Origin of the sequence: Gordonia sp. BP-119, from assembly GCF_016924115.1 — a bacterium.
Lineage (GTDB): Bacteria > Actinomycetota > Actinomycetes > Mycobacteriales > Mycobacteriaceae > Gordonia > Gordonia hongkongensis.
In genome coordinates this window covers 77,750-98,909 of sequence record NZ_JAFFZF010000012.1, presented here as the reverse complement: position 1 = coordinate 98,909, position 21,160 = coordinate 77,750, and the positions used below count along the sequence as shown (strand labels likewise).

Sequence of the window (21,160 nt, the reverse complement as noted above, 5' to 3'; positions counted from 1 at the left end):
CGCTGCGGCGAGAGGACCTCACTCGTGAACACCCCGACCCTGAGCGGTGAGGCGGTTCTGCCGCCCACCACGTCGATCCCGTCCACCATCCAGGGGCTCGGAGCGGTCGTGTCGCGGCGACACTTCTTTCGATATCTCCACGACCGGCACGGCTCGGCCTTCACCGTGAACCTGCCCGTCTTCGGCCCTTCCGTCGTCATCTCCGATGCCGCGATGGCGCGCGAGCTGTTCACCGCCGGTGACCAGGTCGAGAACGTCCAGCCCAACCTCGGCCGCATACTCGGCACCGGATCGATGTTCGCGCTGGAGGGCGCCAGACACCGCGCCCGGCGCAAACTGCTCACCCCGCCGTTGCACGGCAAGCCGATTCGGTCGTACGAACAGATGGTGGTCGACGAGGTTCGCGCCGAATCAGCGTCCTGGCCCACCGGGATCGAATTCGCCTCCATCGAACCGATGATGCGCATCACCCTGAACGTCATCCTCCGCGCGGTTTTCGGCGCCGAGGGCAGCGAGCTGGACCGACTCCGCGACATGATCCCACCGATGGTGACCGTCGGTTCGCGCGCCGCGACGGTACCCCCACTCCCACGCCTTCTCCGGCCGATCGACCCCAATCACCGGTACGCGCGACGCAATGCCGACTACCGAGATTACGTCGGCGGGCTGATCACGAAGGCGCGCAACGATTCTCGCCTGGATGAGCGCACCGACATCCTTGCGATCATGCTGCGCAGCACCTACGACGACGGCAGTCCGATGACCGACGACGAGATCGCCGAGGAACTGGCCACGATGCTCGCCGCCGGACACGAGACCACGGCGACGACCCTTGCGTGGGCGCTCGAGCGGCTGCGCCGGCACCCCGAGGTGGTGCGCGAACTGGTGGCCGAGGTGGACGCCGGTGGCTCCGACTACCGCCACGCCACCATCCTGGAGGTCCAGCGCAGCCGACCCGTCATCGACTTCGCCGGCCGGCACGTCGTCGCCGACCATCTCGACCTCGGCGAGTGGCGGATCCCGAAGGGATACAACGTCCTCGTCTCGATCGCACTCCTCCACGACGACACCAGCGAGTTCGCCCGGCCCGAGGTCTTCGACCCGACCCGTTTCCTGGGCACCAAGCCTCCGTCGGCCTGGCTGCCGTTCGGCGGCGGCACACGGCGGTGCATCGGGGCGGCATTCGCGACCATGGAGATGGACGTGACCCTGCGGACACTGCTGGCGGACTTCGAACTGCTGCCGACCAGCGCCAAGTCCGAACGCTGGTTCTCGCGCGGGGTGGCGTATGCCCCGTCCCGCGGTGGTCGTATCGCTGTCGTTCCGCGCTGACCCCAGCTCGACGCCCGGGGGCCGACGTGACGAGCCCCACATCCACGCTGTGACCTTCGTCATCGAACGCGGCCGAACATCGGCGACGGCGAGCCCCCGCCGAATTGCGGTATGCGCTGCGAATTCGCCGTAAAGCTAACAGCGTTATCTCGGCGTTATCCGAATCGCCCAGGTCACGGACTCGACGTGACCAAGCCGTTACCCAACCCGTATGGTCGCCCACGGTCCGAGATCAACCGCCCTGCCAACCCCGGGGTGGTGAGGAGGAACGAAGACCATGCGAATGACCAAGACCCACATGACCAAGCTCGTCGCCCGCGCCGCCATCGTCGGCGCACTGACTGCCGCCCCCTTCGGCATGCTGGCGTCCACCGCGCACGCAGCAGGCGGCAACTGGGACGCGGTCGCTCAATGCGAGAGCGGCGGCAACTGGGCCATCAACACCGGCAACGGCTACTACGGTGGCCTTCAGTTCTCGATGAGCACCTGGCAGGCCAACGGCGGAACCGGCAATCCGGCGGACGCCTCCCGCGAGGAGCAGATCCGCGTCGCGGAGAACGTGCTCGCCACCCAGGGCCCCGGCGCCTGGCCGGTGTGCGGCGCCAACCTCTGACGCAGGCACCGGCGCAGCACGTGCCGTGAGGCCGTGCAGTCGTCGACACGACGAGGCCGGCGAGTCCTTTCCAGGACTCGCCGGCCTTGTTGCGTCTGCCGCTGTCTACGGCGTGGGCGCGGCGTCGTCGCCGCTGTCCCCGATCGTCGTGTCCAACGCACTCACCGCGATGCCGTACGGCAGGAACCGCACGTTGCGTCGCGGATCGGTGTTGGTCTTGTTGGCGCGTAGGGCCTCGAGTTCGGTGGCGTAGACCTGCTCGACGCGGGCACCGCCGTCGTCGTCGACGACGAACACCGCCCAGACACCCGAGCCGGCCTCACCGGTGGTCTCCTCACGGGGCTTGGTTCGAGTGCGGCCGCGGGCGGCCTCGTCGAAGAACATCGAGAAGGCTGCCGGTCCGGCCTGCCCCTCGAAGAGCTTGCCGAACACGTCACGCAGTCCGTCACCGGCCTCGCGCGCAAATCGGTCGAAGTCCTCGGGGCCGAAATTGAACGGTCCGCCGGAGCCGCTGTTGTCGGTCATGATGTTCCTTCCTCCGGCCACCCTGAAGAGCCGCCGGTCAACGCTGTCCAGTGTCCTCAGGAATCAGCGGTTTCGCCACCCGCGTTCTCCGTCTCGTCGAGCCGCTGATGCAGGCGTGCCCGGACATCGTCGGCCGAATAGGACTTCCGCTGCCGCTGGTCACGCGCGACCATCACCCCGCCGGTGGCCACCCCGACCGCGCCCGCCAATCCCAGCCATTTCCACAGGTTCCTCATGCGGGCAGGATAGGTCGCGCGGGCGTCGTGCGTGCTCCGGACGCATTAGCCTGCTCTCGTGCCCACCAGCAGAATTCTCCTCGGCCGAGACCGCGCCGACGCCGGCATCTCGTTGACCGACGCACTCGACGCCACCCGCACCGGCGACATCTGGCTCTTCCGCGGCCATTCCGGACCGGACCGGGCCATCCGCACCCTGACCAACGCTCCCGTGAACCATGTCGCGATGGCGGTCTGCATCGACGATCTGCCACCGCTGCTGTGGCACGCAGAGCTCGGCGATCGGCTGACCGACGTGTGGACCGGATCGAATCATCGCGGCGTGCAGCTACACGACGCTCGAGAAGCCGCGGAGCAGTGGATGATCCGCTACAAGCAGGCGTGCTGGTTCCGACAGCTCACGCCGGAGGTCTCCCCGGATCAGGAGAACGCTCTCCTCAAGGTGATCGCCGAACTCGACGGGACGCCGTTCCCGACCACCGCGCGCCTGGCCGGCCGGTGGTTTCGCGGCCGGGTGCCCAACTCGACCGACCTCGTCCGGGGCATCCCCTACCTCGACCGCAAGGTCCGTCAACGACGCGACGAACGGCAGCAGCGGAAAAATCAGAACACCGAGGGCGTCGGACTCGAAGCCGCCTACTGCGCCGAGGTGGTGGCCATCACCTATCGGGAGATGGGCATCCTCGACGCGTCCAAGGACTCCAACTGGTTCGACCCCGGGCGATTCTGGAGCGGCGACGATCTCCCCCTCCACGCGCCGCACGAACTCACCCCCGAGATCGGAGTCCGGCTGGACTGACGCCGGCGCGGACCGGGCCGCGATCGCCTCCACCGTGACCTTGTCGTACGACTGCTCCACGACCAGGGCTCGGGTCGCTTCGAGGATCGCTTGGCGAGACCGCTCTCTCCGGCGGGAGTGATCGGGACCTGCAGGTGTAGTCGTGGGTCCCGGCCACTACCGCGCCGGTCATCCTGGAACTCGTGGCGCTCCCCGACCCGCCTCGGCGCCTCATCGTCGGCAGCCAGTCGTTCGACCACGTGCTCGGGATGGACCGCGCACGTGACCGGGGCTACCGCGAGTGGGAGCACCTCAGTCGGCAAGCGCCCGGCTGAGGTGGCCCGCGCGTCGTACTAGATCGTCATCGCCTCGCGCACAGCACTTTCGGCGGCCGTACCGCCCTCACCCGACGACGTCACGCGGCCGCTCTCCAGCACGTAGTACCGCTGCGCCGCCTCGAGGGCGAACCCGATGTGCTGTTCGACGAGGAGTACGCCCAGCCCACCGCGCTGCGTCAGCGTGGTGATGGTCTGCTCGATCTCGGCGACGACCGACGGCTGGATGCCCTCGGTCGGCTCGTCGAGGATGAGCATCCGCGGCTCGGTGATGAGCGCGCGCGCGATCGCCAGCTGCTGACGCTGGCCGCCGGACAACAGGCCGGCGCGTCGTCCCAGCAATTCCTTGAGTGCCGGGAACATGTCCAGCATCTCGGCGACCAGCTCCTTGCCGCGTTTGCGGCCGTCGGCCACCACCTGCAGGTTCTCGGCGGTGGTGAGATGGCCGAAACTCTGCTGCCCCTGGGGCACGTAGGCGATACCGTGCCCGACCCGTACGCTCGGACGCGCCCGGGTGATGTCGACGCCGTCGAACGTGATGGTGCCCTTGGTGGTCTTCACCAACCCGACGGCCGCGCGGAGCAGGGTCGTCTTCCCGGCCCCGTTGTGTCCCATCACCGCGACGACGCCGTCGGTCGGTACCTCGATGTCGACCCCGTGGATCACCTCGGTCCGACCGTAGCCCGCATGGACTCCGGAGATCTTCAGCATGGTTCAGCCCTTCTCCGTGATCGGTTGCGTTGCAGCCGCGCTCGCCGAAGTCGCAGTCGTGTCGGAGTCGACCTCGGCGGCGATCTCCTCGAGTTCTTCACCGCCGGCCGCGGTCCCGAGGTACACCTCCTGGACCTTCGGGTTCGCCTGGACCTCGGCGACCGTGCCCTCGGCGAGCACCCGACCCCGCGCGAGCACGGTGACCGATGTCGCGAAGGACCTCATGAAGTCCATGTCGTGCTCGACGACCACGACGGTGCGCTCACCGCCGATGCGGCGCAACAGGTTCCCGGTCTCCTCACGCTCTTCGTGGCTCATCCCGGCGACCGGCTCGTCCAGCAGCAGCACCGAGGCGTTCTGCACCAGCAGCATCCCGATCTCGAGCCATTGCTTCTGACCATGGGCCAGTACGCCCGCGGGTGTGTCGGCCAGGTCCTGCAGGCCGATGGTTTCGAGCGCCTCGGCGATCGAGTCGGGGATCTGCGTCGGTCGACGCCGCAGCATCGTCCACACCGAACGCCCGGCGCCCGCGGCGATATCGAGGTTCTGCAGCACACTCAGTTCCTCGAAGACGCTCGCGGTCTGGAAGGTCCGGCCCACCCCGAGCCGCGCGATCTGGTGCACCTTCTTGCCGACCAGTTCGACACCGGACTTCTGGATCGAACCGGTGGACTTCACCAGGCCGGTGATGGCGTCGATGATGGTGGTCTTGCCGGCACCGTTCGGACCGATCAGGAACCGCAGATCACCCTGCAGCAGTGTGAGATCCACGTCGGAGACGGCCTTGAAACCGTCGAACTCCACGCTGAGACCGCGCACCTGGAGGTAGTCGCTGTCCATCCCGGCGTTGCCGCCGGCGACCGGCGGGTGCCCGACGACCGTCGATTCTGCTTCGGTCATGACGACGCTCCTACCTTGCTGCTGGTGTGTTCGTCGATGTCGCCGGTCGGGGACGAATCCGGCGCTCTCTTCCGGCGCCACTTGACCAGTGCCCCCAGGCCGGCCAGCCCGGCCGGGAAGAACCCGACGACCACGATGAACAGGATTCCCTGCGCATAAGTCCAGCCGGACGGGAAGCTCTCCGACAGACTGGTCTGCGCCCAGGCCACCGCGATGGCGCCGAGGACCGGGCCGAGAAGCGTTGTGCGCCCGCCGATGGCGACGCCGATCAGGAAGGCGATCGACGGCACGATCCCGACGTCGGCGGGCGAGATGATGCCGACGATGGGAACGAACATGGCCCCCGCGATGCTCGCGAACAACGCCGCGATGGCGTAGGCGACGACCTTGGTGTTGGCCGGGTCGTAGCCGAGGAACCGGACCCGCTCCTCCTGGTCGCGGACGGCGACCAGCAGTTCGCCGTACCGGCTGTACATCAGCTGACGGGTGATCGCCACGACGGCGAGCAGGATGGCCGCGGTGATGAAGAACAGCAGCTGCCGGTTCACCGGGTCGTTCAGGGCGAGCCCGAAGAAGCTGCGAAAACGGTTGAGGCCGTTGCTGCCACCGGTGGTCTGCTGACCGATGAGCAGGATCGCGAAGGCGGCGGCCAGCGCCTGGGACAGGATGGCGAAGTAGGCACCCTTGACGCGCCGTTTGAACACGCCGAGACCCAGCAGGATCGCCAGCAACGTCGGTACCAGCAGGATGCCCAGGATCGTCACCACCGGTGAGGCGAAGGGCTTCCAGTACCCCGGCAGTTCGCTGATCCCGGCAATCTGCATGAAGTCGGGCACGTCGTCGCCGCGCAATTCCGCGTCGGAGATCTTCAGGTGCATGGCCATGATGTACGCACCCAGCCCGAAGTACACACCCTGGCCGAGGGTGAGCATGCCACCACGACCCCAGGCCAGGCCGATGCCCACCGCGACGATGCCGAAGCAGAGGAACTTGCCGAGCAGGTTGAGACGGAAGTCCGAGAGGACGGCGGGCGCGACCGCGAACAACAGGATGGCGGCGACGCCGAAGCCCGCCCAGACCTTCCAGGAACTGCTGAAATAGTCCTTCACACAAGACTCCTCGACTGGACCGTGAACAGCCCCTGCGGCCGGATCTGCAGGAAGATCACGATGATGACGAACACGGCGACCTTCGCCACCGACGCCGTCGTGTTGTATTCGATGAACGAGTTCAGGACGCCGAGCGCGATGGCCGCGATGACCGCGCCCTTGATCTGGCCCAGCCCGCCGATCACGACGACCAGGAATGCGTCGATCAGATAGGTCATCCCGGTGTTCGAGCTGGTGGATCCGATCAACGTCAGTGCGACCCCGGCGATGCCGGCGAGTCCCGAACCGATGAAGAACGTCGTGATGTCGGTTCGGCGGCTGGAGATCCCGCTCGTCTCGGCGAGATCCCGGTGCTGGACGACGGCGCGGATGCGCCGACCCATCGGCGTGTACTTCATGGTCACCGCGATCGCGGTGACCGCGACGATGGCCAGCAGCATGATGAACAGGCGCGTCTTCGGGACGACCGCGCCGAGGATGTCGACGCCGCCGGACAACCACGACGGTGCGACGACGTCGACCGCCGGCGCGCCGAAGATGTCGCGGGCGAGCTGCTGGAGGATCAATCCGACACCGAACGTCACCAGGAGTGTGTCCAGTGGGCGGTCGTACATCCGCTTGATCAGGGTGACCTCGAGGAGAACGCCCATCAGGCCGCCGACGAGGAACCCGATGACGAGCGAGACCAGCAGGGACACCCCGGCATTGGAGATCAGGTATTCCTGCACCGTGTACGCGGTGTAGGACCCGGCCATGATGAACGACCCGTGGGCCATGTTGATCACGCCCATCTGACCGAAGGTCAGGGACAGGCCGAGAGCTGCGAGAAGCAGGATCGAACCGAGACTGAGCCCGGTGAAGAGCTGTCCGATAACGGTTTCCACGTGTCTATCCGTTCGTCGTCGGCGAGTGCCGCGTTCGCCGGGAGGGACCGTGCGCGACCCGTCCCGCGTCGCCGGAGGACGCGGGACGGGTCGTCGACGGTGTCAGTTGCTCAGGCCCTCGGCCCACGGGTACGACTTCAGGTAGGGGTCCGGCTCGATCGGCTGACCCGAATCCCACACCGTGTAGATCAGTCCGTCGCCACGGATCTCACCGATGCGCGCGGTCTTGGTGATGTGGTTGTTCTCGCCGTCGATCGTGACGAGGCCCTCCGGAGCGTCGAAAGTGACTCCGCCGGCAGCCTTCTGGACGTCGGCGACGGCGAACGACTGGGCCTTCTCGACGGTGTTCTTCCACAGGTAGACCGAGACGTAGGCGGCCTCCATCGGGTCGGAGGTCGGCTTGTTGGCGCCGTATGCGGCCTTGTAGTCACGGACGAACGAGGCGTTCACCGGGTTGTCGACGGTCTGGTAGTAGTCCCACGCGACCAGCTGGCCCTCGATGTTGTCCACACCGATACCGCCGACCTCTTCCTCCGCGATGGACACCGAGACGACCGGCATGGCCTGCGGGGTCAGGCCGACGTTCTTGTACTCGCGGAAGAACGCGACGTTGGAATCGCCGTTGAGAGTGTTGAACACGGCGTCGGCGTCGGCGGTACGGACCTTGTTGACGATCGTCGAGAAGTCCGTCGAACCGAGCGGGGTGTAGTCCTCGCCCTTGATCTCGATGCCGTTGGCCTCCGCGTACGCCTTGATGACACGGTTGGCCGTCTGCGGGAAGACATAGTCGCTACCGACGAGGTAGAGCGACTTCACGCCCTCCTCTTTCAGGTACTCCAGGGCCGGCACGATCTGCTGGTTCGTCGTGGCGCCGGTGTAGAAGATGTTCGGCGACGACTCCAGGCCCTCGTACTGCACCGGGTAGTACAGCAGCGAGTTGTTGTCCTCGAAGACCGGCAGCATGGCCTTGCGGCTCGACGACGTCCAACCGCCGAACACCGCTGCGACGCAATCACTCGAGATCAGCTTCTCGGCCTTCTCCGCGAAGATCGTCGGCTCGGAGGCCCCGTCCTCGCCGATGAGCTGAATCTGTTTGCCCAGCACTCCGCCGTTGTCGTTGATCTGATCGACGGCGAGCTTGATCGAGTCACGCACGGTGACCTCGGAGATCGCCATGGTGCCCGACAGCGAGTTCAGCGAGCCGACCTTGATGGTGCTCCCGGAGGTGTCGACACACGATTCGGCGCTCGATGCCGATTCCTCGCTGGCCGAACTGCCACAGGCGCTCAGGACCAGCGCCACCGCGGACAGCGCCGCGGGGACCAGGATGCCGTACCGCCGACGGCGTGACCGGGTCGGGGCGGACGGCGGGATGTCCGCCGGCGGGGGGCCGGGCGGCAACGGAACAGACGGCATCGGCGAAGCCTTTCTCATTACGTCTCAGGTCCACTCAGATGGGGGCACGACGAACACGCGGCCTGTCACCGCGTGACCCCCGATGAGATACGCGTCGCAAGCCTTGCGATCTGGCGTATGGGAGGTAAACGTAAATTGACTTTGTTACACCGGCGTGACGTGAGATGAAATCGATGTTTCCGCTTCCGGACCCGCCGTCACGATCTGATGCCGGCGAATTCCGTTGCCTTCATTGGAGTTTCGGAGCGACCCGGTTTGACACGAGCGCCCACAGCGGCTAACGGGCGAACGAGGCCTCGATTTCGGCACGGGTACGCTCGGGGTCAGATCCGAGTTCATAGCGCGGAAGCGTGTGCGGCACCGTCGTCCCGTGCGCCACGCGACGACGAGCGGCCGCGAACTCCGGCGCCTCCCCCATCGTCAGGTGGGCGGAGTTGATCAGACCCCACACCGCACTCCGGCGCGCACGCCGTTCGACCGGATTGGGCGGGCGGTACATGATGAGCTGCTGGGCCCAGCGGGGCATCGTGTCACGGATCGCCCAGTCCACGGCGCCCTGGGCCGGGTTGCGTACGTTCAACCCGGTGGCCATCGCATTGCCATGTGTCAGTGCGAGTTTCGGCAGGTACTCGGCCAAGCAGGTGAGGGTGTCGGCTTTGGTCGTGGGCAGGTCGGTCCCACCCAGCGCGTGACCGACGCGCACGAATTCCCGGTAATAGCCGTCGAGTTCGGCGCCCCGCAGCGGCTGCGGGTGGTAGATCTCGTGCGCGGTGGCGATACCCCAGACGACGGTGGCATAGTTCCAGCGAAGCCAGGCCGGATCGTCGGCGTCGTAGGCCGCACCGTCGGGCCGGACACCTTTGATGGTGTGGTGCATCGCGCGTACCGTCCGCGCCAGTCGCTCGGCGGACTCGGTCGAGCCGTACGCGGTCCCCATGAAGAAGGCCAGCGAGTGCCCGAGTCTGGTCATCGCGCCGTCGGGATCGATGGACAGGGTCGGGGTTCCGTCCTCGCGGCGCCGGACCAGCCGCGAGTGCTGCACACCCATCCAGAAGATGCTCGGGTCGAGACGCTCCAGGTACGACGCACACTGCAGACCGAAGATGAGCGCGGGCGTGTGCGAATGGACGTACCAGGTCGCGCTGCCCGGGCCGAACCAACCCGGATCGCCGGCCGGCTTCTCGAAGTCCATCCCGCGGAAGAACTTCGCTCGGACGTGGGCGTCGAACTTGCCGTTCAGCCAGGACCCGACGAACTCGTGCGGGAGGGGAACCGGAATCCAGTCGGTCGACGGCAGTCGGAGAGGAGCCATGGACACAGTCATCTACAGACCTTCCGCTCGGGTCGACCATTGGTCACGGTCGTACCCAGAGTAACTCTTTGGGTACAGGCGTGACCAGATCTGTGCGGGGTACGCTGGCGGCCGACTATGGTGAGCAGATGTCCTCACCGACCCGCTGGGCGGGCGTACCGCTCGCGGACCGGCGCGCGGAGCGTAGAGCGGCCCTGATCGCGGCCGCCTTCGACATCTTCGGAGGCGTCGGCGCGGAAGCCGAGCTGTCGGTCCGCTCGGTGTGCCGGTATTGCGGCTACAACACCCGGTACTTCTACGAGAGCTTCTCCGACACCGACGATCTGCTCGGCGCGGTCTACGACACCGCGACGGCGGAACTCGGCGTGGTGGTCGAGGCCGCGATGCGCGAGGCGGGCCCCTCGGTCCGGTCACGCACCCGCGCGGGTATCCGTGCGGTCCTCGGCCACGCGTCGTCGGATCCGCGGCGCGGCCGCGTGTTGTTCACCGCCGGGGTGACCAATCCCGTTCTCGCCGAACGGCGGGCCACCACCCAGGGCATGCTCCGCGACCTCGCGTTCGCCGAGGCCGACGCCCGCGACACCGACCGGCTCACGAGCCGGGTGCGGGCCGCGATCTTCACCGGCGCGATGTCCGAACTGGTGCAACAGTTCTTGGCCGGCAGCCTGGGTGACGACCTCGACCGCGTCGTCGACGAGGCGATGGCGACCCTCCTGCCTACCCGAGACGTTTCATGAGACCGCGATCGAGGGCCCGGATCATGACCAGGCAGCCGAGGCCGGACAGGATCAGGCCGGTCGCGAAGATCGCCGGGAACCCGAACAGGTCGCCGACGATCCCGGCGGCGAACCCGGCCGCGCCCTGCACGCCGACCACCGCGCACGCGAACAAGGTGTAGTCGCTGCCCTCGTAGCCCTGCTGGCACGCATCCATCATCAGGGTGAACACCGCGACGGTCGCCGCGCCACCCAGGATGTGCTCGGCGAGGCTGGCCGTGACCACCAGCCAGAAGCCGCCGACGCCGATCGACGCGACCAGATACACTCCAAGACTGAGTGTCTGGGTGACACCGCCGACGAGCAGTGCGTGCCGCCGACCGTAGGTGTACGCGAGCCACCCGCCGAGCGCGGCTCCGCCGAGCGCTCCGGCCGACGACAACGCACCTTCGACGAGCGCGATCTGGCCCAGTGTGAGTCCGATGTCGGACATGAACGGGCCCACCAGCGCCGACGCCATCGAGTTACCGAACTTGAACGCGCCGACGACGAGGATGAACGTGATCACGCCCGGACGTCGGAGCCGCGACGACCAGCCCGTCAGCAACAACCCGGGCGACACCCGCTTCGACGGTGTCGGCTGCGCATCGCCGGTCGGTCGGCTCGGCTCACGGGCGAGAAACCACACGCCGACGGTGACCGCGAACAGGAGCACCGCCATCACGACGAACAAGGTGCGCCAACCGGCGAACGAGAACAGCCAGAGGAGCCCGCCGCCGCCGGCGATCATGCCGATTCGGTACGCGCCCACCTGGATTCCGTTGCCCAGACCGCGCTGACGCGGCTCGAGCATCGACACCGCCAGCCCGTCGGTCGCGATGTCCTGCGTCGCCGACAGCAGGTTGATGACCGCGATGCCGATCAGGAGCCAGACCAGGGACCCGGACAGATCGAGCGTCGCCAAGACGAGTGCGACGACCGCCGACGACAACTGCAGGGACACCAGCCATCTGCGCCGGGTGCCGTAGGCGTCGACATAGGGCGCCCACAGGAATTTCAGGCCCCAGGGCGCGAACAACAGTCCGTACACGCTGATCTGGGTCAGTGAGTAACCCTCCTCGCGGAGGATGACCGGCACCGCCTGGCTGAAGAATCCGTAGGGCAGGCCCTGCGCGAAGTAGAGAACGGTGAGCAGCGACAGCGTGCCGACCGCGAGCCGGCCCGAGCGCACAGTCGACATGGGTGACATCATGCCGCACAGATGCGAGTGCGGCGGTGGGCGGCCGGTCAGAGTGCCCGGTGACGCGTCAGGGCGAGCCGGTGGCGCGCGATGCGATGCCGTCGAGAATGAGCTGCAGCCCGAATTCACGGTCGTCGGACTCCCCGCCCGCGCTCTGCATCGCCGCGAACAGGTACGGGTACTGCGCGGGATCGGCGAGACCGGTCAGCACCTGCTCGAAGTCCGACTCCGCATCGGTACCCGTCGCACGCCGCATCTCGATCTCCAACCGGGTTGCCGACAGCACATACTGGGCGAGCAGGCCGAGGATCTCGAGTTTGTCGTCACCGGGCAGGTCGAAATCCTTCAGGATCTCGAAACCCGCCTCCATCCAACGCATTCGACGCGGCCCCGGGACCGCGACCGTCAGCGGCAGTTCGAGGAACCAGGGGCGTTCGACCATGCCGTCGATCTGCGCCCGCGTCCACGCCGCCAGATCCTCGCGCCACTCCCCTCGGCGCGGCGGCAACGCGAGCTGACCCGCCACCGCGTCCACCATGAGGCTCAGCAGCTGAGCCTTGCCGGACACGTGGCGATACAGGGCCATGGCCGAACAGCCGAGCGCCTCACCCACGCGCGCCATGGAAACCGCGTCGAGGCCGTCGGTGTCGGCGATCGCGATCGCGGCGTCGACGATGCGGTCGAGATCGAGGGCCGGTTTGGGACCACGGCTGCCCGCCCTGCCACCTGTCCACAGCCGTTGCAGCGTCTCGTCCCCACCCTCTGCCATTCGCGATCCTCTCGGTCGGCGACCCTTGCCGTCGCGCACAACTGCGTCTACTGTACGCAGTTACTGGAGTAAACAGTTTTACACATAAACAGATCGGAGTCCGACATGACCGTCCCGGACCGTTCGTCACCCATGCCGGTCGAGGCCGTCTGCCTCACGAAATCGTTGGGCCGCGGGGACTCCCGGGTGCCCGTCCTGCGCGGGCTGGACCTCGACGTCGGCGCCGGGGAGGTCGTCGCCCTGCTCGGCCCCAACGGCGCGGGTAAGACGACCACGGTGCGCATCCTGTCCACCCTCACCCGCCCCGACGGAGGGACCGCCCGCGTCGGCGGCTTCGACGTCGTCGCCGATCGCCGCCGGGTCCGCGAGATCATCAGTCTGACCGGGCAATACGCGGCCGTCGACGACAAGCTCACCGGTCGCGAGAACCTGAGGATGATGGGTCGGCTCGCGCACCATCCCCGCCGCACCGTCGATCACCGCGTCGACGAACTCCTGCTCGCCTTCGATCTCACCGACGCCGCCGACCGACTGGTCGCGACGTACTCCGGCGGTATGCGCCGGCGTCTCGATCTCGCCGCGGGACTCCTCGACCGGCCGGTGGTCCTCTTCCTCGACGAGCCGACGACCGGCCTCGACCCGCGCAGCCGTCAGATGCTCTGGCAGGTGATCGACGACGTGGTCGCGCAGGGGACGGCAGTCCTATTGACCACGCAGTATCTGGAGGAGGCGGACCGCCTCGCCGACCGCGTGGCCCTCATCAGTGGCGGCCGGATCGGGACCGCCGGTACACCGGCCGACCTGAAACGCCGCGTCGGCGAGGCCGCGCTCGAGTTCGTCGTGCCGACCGCGGCCGACGCCACCGCCCTCGCCTCCGACCTGGCGGCTTTCGGGCCGTCGGTCCAGTCGACCACCGTCCGCGTGCCCACCGACCGGTCGGTGGCCCACACACGCGCGGTCCTCGATCTCGTCGATCGAACCGTCGCCACCGTCGATGCCTGGGAATTGCGTTCTCCCACACTGGACGACGTGTTTCTTGCGGCGACCGGACAACCCGCCGAACCGGCCACCGGGAACGAGGTCGCGGCATGAGTCTCACCACTGTCCTCGCCGAGGGCTCGTCGTCGAAGCGACTCCGGCACCTGCAGATCGACGCGACCACGATGTTCGGGCGATCGCTGCGGATGATGAGCCGCGATCCGGACGAGTTGATCCTCGCGCTCGTCCTGCCGATCGCCATCATGCTCATGTTCGTCTACGTCTTCGGCGGCGCGATGTCGGTGGGTACCGACTACATCACCTACGCGACTCCGGGAGTCATCCTGCTGTGCGCGGGTTACGGCGCGTCCAATACCGCACTGGCGGTGGCGAATGACATGAGCGGCGGCGTCATCGACCGCTTTCGGTCGATGCCCATCGTGGGCGCGACCATGGTGTTCGGCCATGTCGCGGCCAGCCTGGTGAAGAACTCCGTGTCCACCGCGGTCGTCCTGATCGTCGCGGTCGCCATCGGTTTCCGGCCGTCGGCGTCGCTGTTCGAATGGTTCGGTGCCGCCGGGATGGTCCTCGCCTACATCCTGGCCATCACCTGCCTCGCCGCGTTCATCGGCGTGGCGGTGCGAACGCCCGCCGCGGCAGGCGGTTTCGGCTTCGTCATGCTCTTCCTGCCGTATGTCTCGAGTGCGTTCGTGCCACCCGAGACGATGCCGGCCTGGCTGCGCGGCTTCGCCGAGGCACAACCGGTCACACCGGTGATCGAGTCCATTCGAGCCCTGCTGGTCGGCATGGGCACCGGCGGGTCACCGGTGCACGATCTGACGTCGACAGCGGTGACGGGCCTGGCCTGGTGCGCGGCGATCGCGCTGGTGTCACTCGCGGCGGCCGGCTGGGTGTTCGCGCGCAAAGGGCGGTGAGGCGAGGACGGCCGACTAGCCTGTCGCGCCACCGGTGAACGGTGTTGCCGCCTTCTGCGGCGAGGCGCCGGGCCGGGGGCGGTACCCGCTCACGATGGACATCCGGTTGAACGCGTTGATGGTCACCGCCGCCCAGATCAGCACCGCGGTCTGGTCGGTGTCGAGGATGTCCGTCGCCCGGTCGTAGGCGAGGTCGGCCGCGTCGTGCGCCGGCAGTTCGGTGACGAGCTCGGCGATCTCCAGGGCCGCTTGCTCGACGTCGTCGTAGAGGTCCGGCGCATCCCGCCACCCGGCCATGACGTCGATCTGCTGCGTCGTCAGACCCGCGGAGCGGCCCAGTTGCGCATGGAGATCCATGCGGAAGGCGCAACCGTTGAGCTGCGAACACCGCAGGTTCACCAGTTCCACGAGGGACCGACTCAGCCCGATCGATTCGGCGGCCGCGGCGACCTCCGCGGATACCGCGATCAGCTTTCGGTAGACCTGCGGCGTGGTCTTGTCGATTCGCACCCGTTGCGCAGGCATGGCCCCACAGTAGACATCAGCCCGTCACAGTGGGAAACAGGCATCAGCCCGCCATCGCGGGAAACGCCAGCGCCACGAGCATGAGGGCGAACAGGAACCACGCCGCGCCCTGCCACATCGGCCAGGTGCCGCCCCGGCGATAGGTGCGGTAGGCGTTGACCAGCGCACCGATCCCGCCGAGAAGGAACACACCGGGGACGAGCGACGCGAGGACGATATTGGCGCGGTCGACGGCGAGGAAGACCGCGCAGGCCACCGCGCCGAGCGCGACCACGGCCACGACATACAGGGCCGCGGACCGGTAGCTTCCGGTGTCCTGCCAGCGCTTCTCGACGTCGGCGCGTCCACGGTCGGCAGCATTGTGCGGATCAGTCATGGTCCAGCGATACCCTGCCGGGCCGTCCGGCAATCACGTCGCCGCGCACCCGTCACACGAATCCCCCACCCCTGGTGGGTAGGACTACTCATCCATGCCGGGGCGCGACCGGTCATCGTCGACACATGAACTCTCCCAGCAGCACATTCGGCGGCGATCCGAGTACTGCCACCCTGGCGCGGATCTCGACCGAGTTCGACGCGATAGCACGCCAGATGTCCACCGTGTCAGCCGAATTCGCCGAGCTGCGACGTATCGTCGCCGAGCCCGACGAGCCTGCTCGCGACGTCGCCCCCGCACCGCAATCCGCCGTGCAGCCACCCGCCGCCGGCCTCACCCCACCGACGGTGGCGGCAGCTCCTGCGCAGGCCGCGGGACCTCGGCCCACACCCCCGTCCCGGCCCTGGTTGCCGACGGCGCCGCCACCGGTCGGCCACCAACGACCCCCGATCGCTCCGCCGGGCCCGCAAGGTCCTCCGCCGATGCCCCGCCCGGCGAGTGCGCGACCGTATCCGCCGGTCGCGTCGCCTCCGCGGCCGGCCGGGCCGTCGATGTCCGAACGGATCGGCGCGGCCGCCGAACGCGGATTGATCGGCAAGATCCTCGCCACCGCCGGCGTGGGCGTGACCCTCATCGGTGTCGCACTGCTCCTCGTCCTGGCCGCACAGGCCGGATTGCTCCGCCCGGAATTCCGCGTCGCGGGTGGCGCGGTCCTCGCCGCGGCGCTCGTCGCCGGCGGGATCTGGTCGCGCGGCCGGCCCGACGGCCGGATCGGTGCCATCGCGCTGACGGCCACCGGGATCGCGGCGGGTTACCTCGACGTCCTGGCCGCGACCAAGATCTACGACTGGTTGCCCATCGTCGTGGGCCTCGGAGTCGCGGGACTCGTCGCCGCGGCTGGGCTCGCGCTTGCCCATCGGTGGCGCAGCGAACACCTGGGGCTGCTCGTCGTCGTGCCGTTGATCGCTCTGGCACCGGTGCTCACCGGCGGACTGGACACCACCCTCATCGCGTTCATGGTGGTCCTCGCCGCGGCATCGGCGTGGGTCCAGCTCGGTCGCGACTGGATCTGGCTGCATGCCGTGCGGCTCGCCGCGCCCACGATTCCGTTGACCCTGGTCGGTGTCCTCGCGCTGGCCGGCTGGACGTCGGCCGGTGCCGCCGACACCGTCTTCGCGGCCGCGGTCGTCGTGGTCGTCGTGCTGGGGGTCGCCGGCGCCCTGATCGCGATGCCCACCACGCAGTTCCGGGAGACGCTGGCCGGTCTGGCGAGTGCGACGACCATCCCCGCGTTGTTCGCCGGAGCGGTGATGAACATGCCGGGCGCGGTGATCCTGCAGACCTGCATCGCCGGCGCGCTGATCGGAACCGTGTTGATCGGATCGGGGCTTCCCGACTCGCGTACCGGCTCCACCCCGCGCGTGCCCGACGTCGTTGCGCAGATCTGGTCCGCGACCGCCCTTCTGCTGCTGTTCGTCGCCGTTCTGGTGGCCTTCGACGGCACGGTGGCGATCACCGTCCTGCTCGGCCTGGCAACGGTGACCGCGCTTGTCGCCCGGACATGGTCGACGACCTCGCGGGTACTTCTCGCCGGTGGCTCGGTCCTGTGGGCCATCGGTTTCGCGGCGCTACTCGACGCGGCGCCGCCGTATGTGCTCGCCGATGCGGACCTGATGCGACGGGACGCGTCTCTGGGGATCGTCGTGGCGAGTGTGTTCGCGGCCGCCGGCGCCCTGGTCCTGGCCGCCGGGTGGGCCCGCCTCACCGACGAGAAGGTCTCGCGCGCAGCCCATATCGCCGCCGGAGTGGTCGTCGTCTACGCACTCACCGCGATCAGTGTGACCGCAGGCGTCCTGGTCGCCGGGTCGGACGGCTTCCTCGCCGGTCACGTGCTGGCGACCACCTGCTGGATGGTCCTCGCGGGGACGGCCCTGGCCTATGCCCGGCGTCGCACCGGTGCCGCACGTACCGCCGCGGTCACCGGGGGTCTAGTCCTCGTCGCGGCCGCGATGGCGAAACTGTTCCTCTTCGACCTGGCCACCCTCGACGGGATCTTCCGCGTGATCGTGTTCATCGTGACCGGACTCATCCTGCTCGGCCTGGGCGCCTGGTACGCCCGCGCCCTCCAGGACGACCCGGCCGAGCCGTCTTCGGCGACAGCCGTATGACCCTGTCGAACAATATGACGTCGTGCCCGGAATGCGGGCACGACGTCATACGGGTCGGCGTCGGGCTAGGCGGTCGTCGTACGGACCGGCGCGGCCACGTCGACCTCGGTCGTCGCGTCGTGGGCGGGGGGTCGACGATCCGGAGCGGTCCGTACATGGGTGAAGTACAGCGTCAGACCGACGAAGGTGAGTCCGCCGACGAGATTGCCGATCACCGTGGGGATCTCGTTCCAGACGAGGTAGTCGGCGATCGAGAAGTCACCGCCGAGCATGAGACCCGAGGGGAAGAGGAACATGTTGACGATCGAGTGCTCGAAGCCCATGTAGAAGAACAGCATGATCGGCATCCACATCCCGATCACCTTGCCGGGCAGGGATGTCGACATCATCGCGGCGACGACACCGGTGGACACCATCCAGTTGCACAGCACGCCGCGGATGAACAGCGTCAGCATGCCGGCGGCCCCGTGCTCGGCGTAACCGACGGTACGGCTGTGGCCGATCTCGCCGAGCCGCTGTCCCACCTCGTCGGGTGCGACGCTGAATCCATAGGTCAGGATGACCGCCATCATCACCGCGACCAGGATGGCGCCGAGGAAGTTCCCGAGGAACACCAGACCCCAGTTGCGCAGCATCGACCGGACCGTGACTCCTCGTCGCTTGTCGAGCAGTGCGAGTGGCACCAGCGTGAACACACCGGTGAGCAGGTCGAATCCCATCAGGTAGAGCAGGATGAAGCCGACCGGGAACAACAGCGCCCCCAGCAGCGGCTGGCCGGTCTGCACGGTGACGGTCACCGCGAAGGCCGCGGCCAGAGCCAGGATCGCGCCGGCCATGAACGCCCTGATCAGGGTGTCGCGGGTGGACATGAACGCCTTGGACTCGCCGGCGTCGACCATCTTCACCGCGAATTCGGACGGTTTCACATAGGACATGTGGTTCTCCTCGAACTCCTCAGTTGATGCGCCCATGGAACCGAGGCCACATGTCCGTTCGGTGTCATCGACGAGTCTCCCTGTTACACCGCCCTCACTCGGTCCAGGTCGCGGTGTGAAGTTCTGGTGTCGCCGCGGTCTGCGGTGGGCGTGTCGATCGTGTGAACACTGCCGAAAGTCGCTGACTCGACTTGGCATCGTGCCCGCCGATGGGCAATGTGGGTGTGGTCCAACACTATCGATGGAGATGACGATGACCACCCCGATCATGCCGAAAACCGATGCCGCAGAGCTGATCAACGCCGCGCGGATTCGCCAGGGACTGACGTGGGCGACAATTGCCGAGAATATCGACGCCCCGTTGGTCTGGACCGTCGCTGCGCTGCTGGGCAAACATCCGGTCCCGGCCACGAAGGCCACCGCCGTGGTGGAACTGCTCGGCCTCGGCGAGGGCGTCGCCGAGAGTCTGCGGCAACAGCCGACGCGTACACCCGACGAGGCGGCGACGAGCGACCCCACCATCTACCGCTTCTACGAGGCGCTCGACGTCTACGGGCCCGCGCTGAAGGCACTCATCCACGAGGAGTTCGGCGACGGCATCATGAGCGCCATCAACTTCAACATCGACATCCGACGCCGGCCCGACCCGAACGGCGACCGCGTGGTCGTGACCTTCGACGGGAAGTTCCTCGACTACAACTGGTGAGCCACCTGGTGAACCTCGCGGGTCACCGAACGCAGGGCCAGCATCGTCGACGCGTAGACGGCCGGGTCGGTGGGGTCGAAACCGAGGACCGTCCGGATCCGTTCGAGCCGCTGATAGAGGCTCTGCCTGCCGATGTGGAGCGCCGCAGCCGACCGCGTCGCGCTGCAGCCGTGCGCCAGGTGCACCGCCAGGGTCCGGACGAGGTCCGACGAGGAGCGTCCATCGGCCGCGACGAGTGGTTCCACCAGGGACCGCAGCTCCGTCCGAAGAGCGGGATCCAGCGCACCGATCGCCTCGTCGACGAGGAGTTCGCGCGAGGTGAACACCCGTCGTCCCGTCCCGAGGCCCGCGGCGGTGGACGCCGCGAGCCCGAGTTGCCGCCCGCATCGGCGCAATGAGGCGGAGAGGACGGACGCCACATCCGCGCCGGGCCCGACATCGTCGATGACACAGGGGTTTCCGACGACGACCGTGGTGCGTCCGATTCGGTTGCCCTGCCGTGTCAACGAGGACGCCACCCGGTCGACCGGGTCGGTGGCGCCCTCTCCTCCCCCGGCCGGCACCGCGGCCAGAGCGTAGAGCGTGGCGTCGACGATGCTGCGTGCCACCGAATCCAGCTCGGCGCCGGCGACCGCGGCATCGGCCATCCGCGGGTCGGGGGCCTCCGCCGCAAGGGGCACCACCACGGTGGGCGCCCCCACGGACACCCCCGCGGCGGCCAGGCGTGCCCGCAGATCCGCGGGTCGCATCGGTCTGGCGTCGACCAGGTCTTCGACGAGCCGCGCGGCCAGGGCCGAACCCCGGACCCCGGTCCGGGTCAGGCCGACCGCCACCGGACCGGCGGCCGCACGCAACAGACTCTGCGCGAACGGGACCGGGCCGGCGTCGGTGCGCTCGCCCACGATCAGCCGGGCGATCGGACGTCCCTTGCTGTGGACCGTGGCCTCCGATACGGCCCGGTCGACGACCCGCCACGCCGCCGAGTCGTCGTCGACGCCGTGCGCGGACAGCAGCGCCCCGGATGTGGACACGAGAACGACAGGCGCATGCAGGGTTTCGGCCACATGGCCGAGCATGGGCGCGACCCCGGCACCGGCCGCCAGGTCGTCGTGGAGTGACTCCACGAGAGTCGAGCGGACTCGTAACTCGTCGACCTCGCGGGCGGCGATCGCGGTGTTGACCGCTCGGCACACGTCGATGAAGGGGACCACCGCCCGGAGTTCGATGATCGGCAGCCGGACCGCCGATCCCGCCCGCACCATCTCCTCGGGTACCGCCTCGAACGTCCGACCCACTTCGATCGCGACCGCCGCGACCCCGCGCTGCGACAGGTCCTGCACATAGTGCTTGCGGGTGCCGGCATCGAGTCCGCGCAGACCGAGCCCCGTCGTGAGCAGCAACTCGCCGCCGGTGAGCAGCGGCCCGATCTCGTAGATCTCGCTCGAATGCACCCACCGCACGGGTGCGTCGAGACGTTCGTGGCCGCTCAGAACCCGCGGCTCGGCGACCGCCAGGTGGTCGTCGAGGATCTCCCGAAGCGTCGGGGTGGCGGTATCCGTCGGGGGTCGATCGAGCGTCATGGACGAAGACAATATGCACCGGCGGCCTCGGCCGCAGTACGACGATCTGTCAGTTGTCACCGTCGGAGCCACCCGGCACTC

23 protein-coding genes are annotated in these 21,160 nt (G+C 68.0%); 9 read left to right on the top strand and 14 right to left on the bottom strand.

The window, feature by feature from the left end; genetic code table 11:
* Positions 1-24: 24 nt before the first annotated feature.
* Positions 25-1,332 carry a cytochrome P450 gene (locus JW364_RS09800; RefSeq protein WP_205333537.1) on the top strand — a complete coding sequence of 436 codons (1,308 nt, stop codon included), beginning with the start codon at positions 25-27 and terminating at the stop codon, positions 1,330-1,332.
* A gap of 277 nt (positions 1,333-1,609) precedes the next feature.
* Entirely contained in the window at positions 1,610-1,945 is a 336-nt protein-coding gene (locus JW364_RS09795) for a transglycosylase family protein (protein WP_058252500.1), read from the top strand.
* A 105-nt stretch (positions 1,946-2,050) separates the two neighbouring features.
* Here the strand turns inward: JW364_RS09795 and JW364_RS09790 are convergent, their stop codons facing one another.
* Both JW364_RS09790 and JW364_RS09785 read right to left on the bottom strand, forming a co-directional pair.
* Positions 2,051-2,470: a hypothetical protein gene (locus JW364_RS09790; RefSeq protein ID WP_058252499.1), complete on the bottom strand. Its 420-nt coding sequence runs from the start codon at positions 2,468-2,470 to the stop codon at positions 2,051-2,053.
* A gap of 56 nt (positions 2,471-2,526) precedes the next feature.
* Complete coding sequence (locus JW364_RS09785; protein WP_205333536.1) at positions 2,527-2,706, bottom strand: hypothetical protein; 180 nt, start codon at positions 2,704-2,706, stop codon at positions 2,527-2,529.
* 58 nt (positions 2,707-2,764) lie between these two features.
* On the opposite strand from JW364_RS09785, the gene JW364_RS09780 reads away from it, so the two are divergent.
* Together JW364_RS09780 and JW364_RS24410 are read left to right on the top strand one after the other, a co-directional pair.
* A complete protein-coding gene (locus JW364_RS09780) occupies positions 2,765-3,505 on the top strand; it encodes a guanylate cyclase (RefSeq protein WP_205333535.1) in 741 nt (246 codons plus the stop codon).
* Positions 3,506-3,687: 182 nt separating this feature from the next.
* Positions 3,688-3,819, top strand: a complete 132-nt coding sequence (locus JW364_RS24410) for a hypothetical protein (protein WP_275892300.1) — start codon at positions 3,688-3,690, stop codon at positions 3,817-3,819.
* A gap of 18 nt (positions 3,820-3,837) precedes the next feature.
* Here JW364_RS24410 and urtE read toward each other — a convergent pair whose 3' ends face one another.
* The 6 genes from urtE to JW364_RS09750 all read right to left on the bottom strand — a co-directional run bounded on the left by urtE (position 3,838) and on the right by JW364_RS09750 (position 10,163).
* Positions 3,838-4,530: an urea ABC transporter ATP-binding subunit UrtE gene (urtE, locus tag JW364_RS09775; protein WP_068970915.1), complete on the bottom strand. Its 693-nt coding sequence runs from the start codon at positions 4,528-4,530 to the stop codon at positions 3,838-3,840.
* A 3-nt stretch (positions 4,531-4,533) separates the two neighbouring features.
* Positions 4,534-5,430 (bottom strand): urea ABC transporter ATP-binding protein UrtD, encoded by an 897-nt coding sequence (gene urtD, locus JW364_RS09770; protein WP_058252493.1) that lies wholly within the window; start codon positions 5,428-5,430, stop codon positions 4,534-4,536.
* Positions 5,427-6,539, bottom strand: coding sequence for an urea ABC transporter permease subunit UrtC (gene urtC / locus JW364_RS09765; RefSeq protein ID WP_068970914.1), 1,113 nt, complete (start codon positions 6,537-6,539; stop codon positions 5,427-5,429). Before urtC ends, urtD begins: the two co-directional genes overlap by 4 nt.
* Entirely contained in the window at positions 6,536-7,423 is an 888-nt protein-coding gene (gene urtB, locus JW364_RS09760; RefSeq protein ID WP_058252491.1) for an urea ABC transporter permease subunit UrtB, read from the bottom strand. Before urtB ends, urtC begins: the two co-directional genes overlap by 4 nt.
* A gap of 102 nt (positions 7,424-7,525) precedes the next feature.
* The gene (gene urtA, locus JW364_RS09755; protein WP_091344393.1) at positions 7,526-8,839 is read right to left on the bottom strand and encodes an urea ABC transporter substrate-binding protein; all 1,314 of its coding nucleotides are present in this window, start codon (positions 8,837-8,839) and stop codon (positions 7,526-7,528) included.
* 277 nt (positions 8,840-9,116) lie between these two features.
* A complete protein-coding gene (locus tag JW364_RS09750; protein WP_064571129.1) occupies positions 9,117-10,163 on the bottom strand; it encodes an oxygenase MpaB family protein in 1,047 nt (348 codons plus the stop codon).
* Positions 10,164-10,279: 116 nt separating this feature from the next.
* Here JW364_RS09750 and JW364_RS09745 point away from each other — a divergent pair, with 116 nt between their 5' ends.
* Positions 10,280-10,888 (top strand): TetR/AcrR family transcriptional regulator, encoded by a 609-nt coding sequence (locus JW364_RS09745; protein ID WP_065631052.1) that lies wholly within the window; start codon positions 10,280-10,282, stop codon positions 10,886-10,888.
* Here the strand turns inward: JW364_RS09745 and JW364_RS09740 are convergent.
* Both JW364_RS09740 and JW364_RS09735 read right to left on the bottom strand, forming a co-directional pair.
* On the bottom strand, positions 10,869-12,107 hold the full coding sequence (locus JW364_RS09740; protein WP_068970922.1) for an MFS transporter: 1,239 nt from the start codon (positions 12,105-12,107) through the stop codon (positions 10,869-10,871). The genes JW364_RS09745 and JW364_RS09740 overlap by 20 nt on opposite strands.
* Before the next feature lie 67 nt (positions 12,108-12,174).
* On the bottom strand, positions 12,175-12,876 hold the full coding sequence (locus JW364_RS09735) for a TetR/AcrR family transcriptional regulator (RefSeq protein WP_068970913.1): 702 nt from the start codon (positions 12,874-12,876) through the stop codon (positions 12,175-12,177).
* Positions 12,877-12,981: 105 nt separating this feature from the next.
* On the opposite strand from JW364_RS09735, the gene JW364_RS09730 reads away from it, so the two are divergent.
* Together JW364_RS09730 and JW364_RS09725 are read left to right on the top strand one after the other, a co-directional pair.
* Entirely contained in the window at positions 12,982-13,968 is a 987-nt protein-coding gene (locus JW364_RS09730) for an ATP-binding cassette domain-containing protein (protein WP_205333534.1), read from the top strand.
* Positions 13,965-14,789: an ABC transporter permease gene (locus tag JW364_RS09725; RefSeq protein WP_205333533.1), complete on the top strand. Its 825-nt coding sequence runs from the start codon at positions 13,965-13,967 to the stop codon at positions 14,787-14,789. The genes JW364_RS09730 and JW364_RS09725 overlap by 4 nt, the downstream gene beginning before the upstream one ends.
* 15 nt (positions 14,790-14,804) lie before the next feature.
* Here JW364_RS09725 and JW364_RS09720 read toward each other — a convergent pair whose 3' ends face one another.
* Complete coding sequence (locus JW364_RS09720) at positions 14,805-15,314, bottom strand: carboxymuconolactone decarboxylase family protein (protein WP_205333532.1); 510 nt, start codon at positions 15,312-15,314, stop codon at positions 14,805-14,807.
* A gap of 43 nt (positions 15,315-15,357) precedes the next feature.
* A complete protein-coding gene (locus tag JW364_RS09715; protein ID WP_064571124.1) occupies positions 15,358-15,690 on the bottom strand; it encodes a hypothetical protein in 333 nt (110 codons plus the stop codon).
* A 125-nt stretch (positions 15,691-15,815) separates the two neighbouring features.
* Here JW364_RS09715 and JW364_RS09710 point away from each other — a divergent pair, with 125 nt between their 5' ends.
* On the top strand, positions 15,816-17,858 hold the full coding sequence (locus tag JW364_RS09710) for a DUF2339 domain-containing protein (protein WP_171011556.1): 2,043 nt from the start codon (positions 15,816-15,818) through the stop codon (positions 17,856-17,858).
* Between the two features lie 65 nt (positions 17,859-17,923).
* Here JW364_RS09710 and JW364_RS09705 read toward each other — a convergent pair whose 3' ends face one another.
* Positions 17,924-18,793 (bottom strand): formate/nitrite transporter family protein, encoded by an 870-nt coding sequence (locus JW364_RS09705; RefSeq protein WP_065631086.1) that lies wholly within the window; start codon positions 18,791-18,793, stop codon positions 17,924-17,926.
* 253 nt (positions 18,794-19,046) lie between these two features.
* Here JW364_RS09705 and cynS point away from each other — a divergent pair, with 253 nt between their 5' ends.
* Entirely contained in the window at positions 19,047-19,499 is a 453-nt protein-coding gene (gene cynS, locus JW364_RS09700) for a cyanase (RefSeq protein ID WP_068970055.1), read from the top strand.
* On the opposite strand, the gene JW364_RS09695 is transcribed toward cynS, so the two are convergent.
* Complete coding sequence (locus JW364_RS09695) at positions 19,487-21,079, bottom strand: PucR family transcriptional regulator (protein WP_068970054.1); 1,593 nt, start codon at positions 21,077-21,079, stop codon at positions 19,487-19,489. The two genes, cynS and JW364_RS09695, sit on opposite strands and share 13 nt — an antisense overlap.
* Positions 21,080-21,160 lie beyond the last annotated feature (81 nt).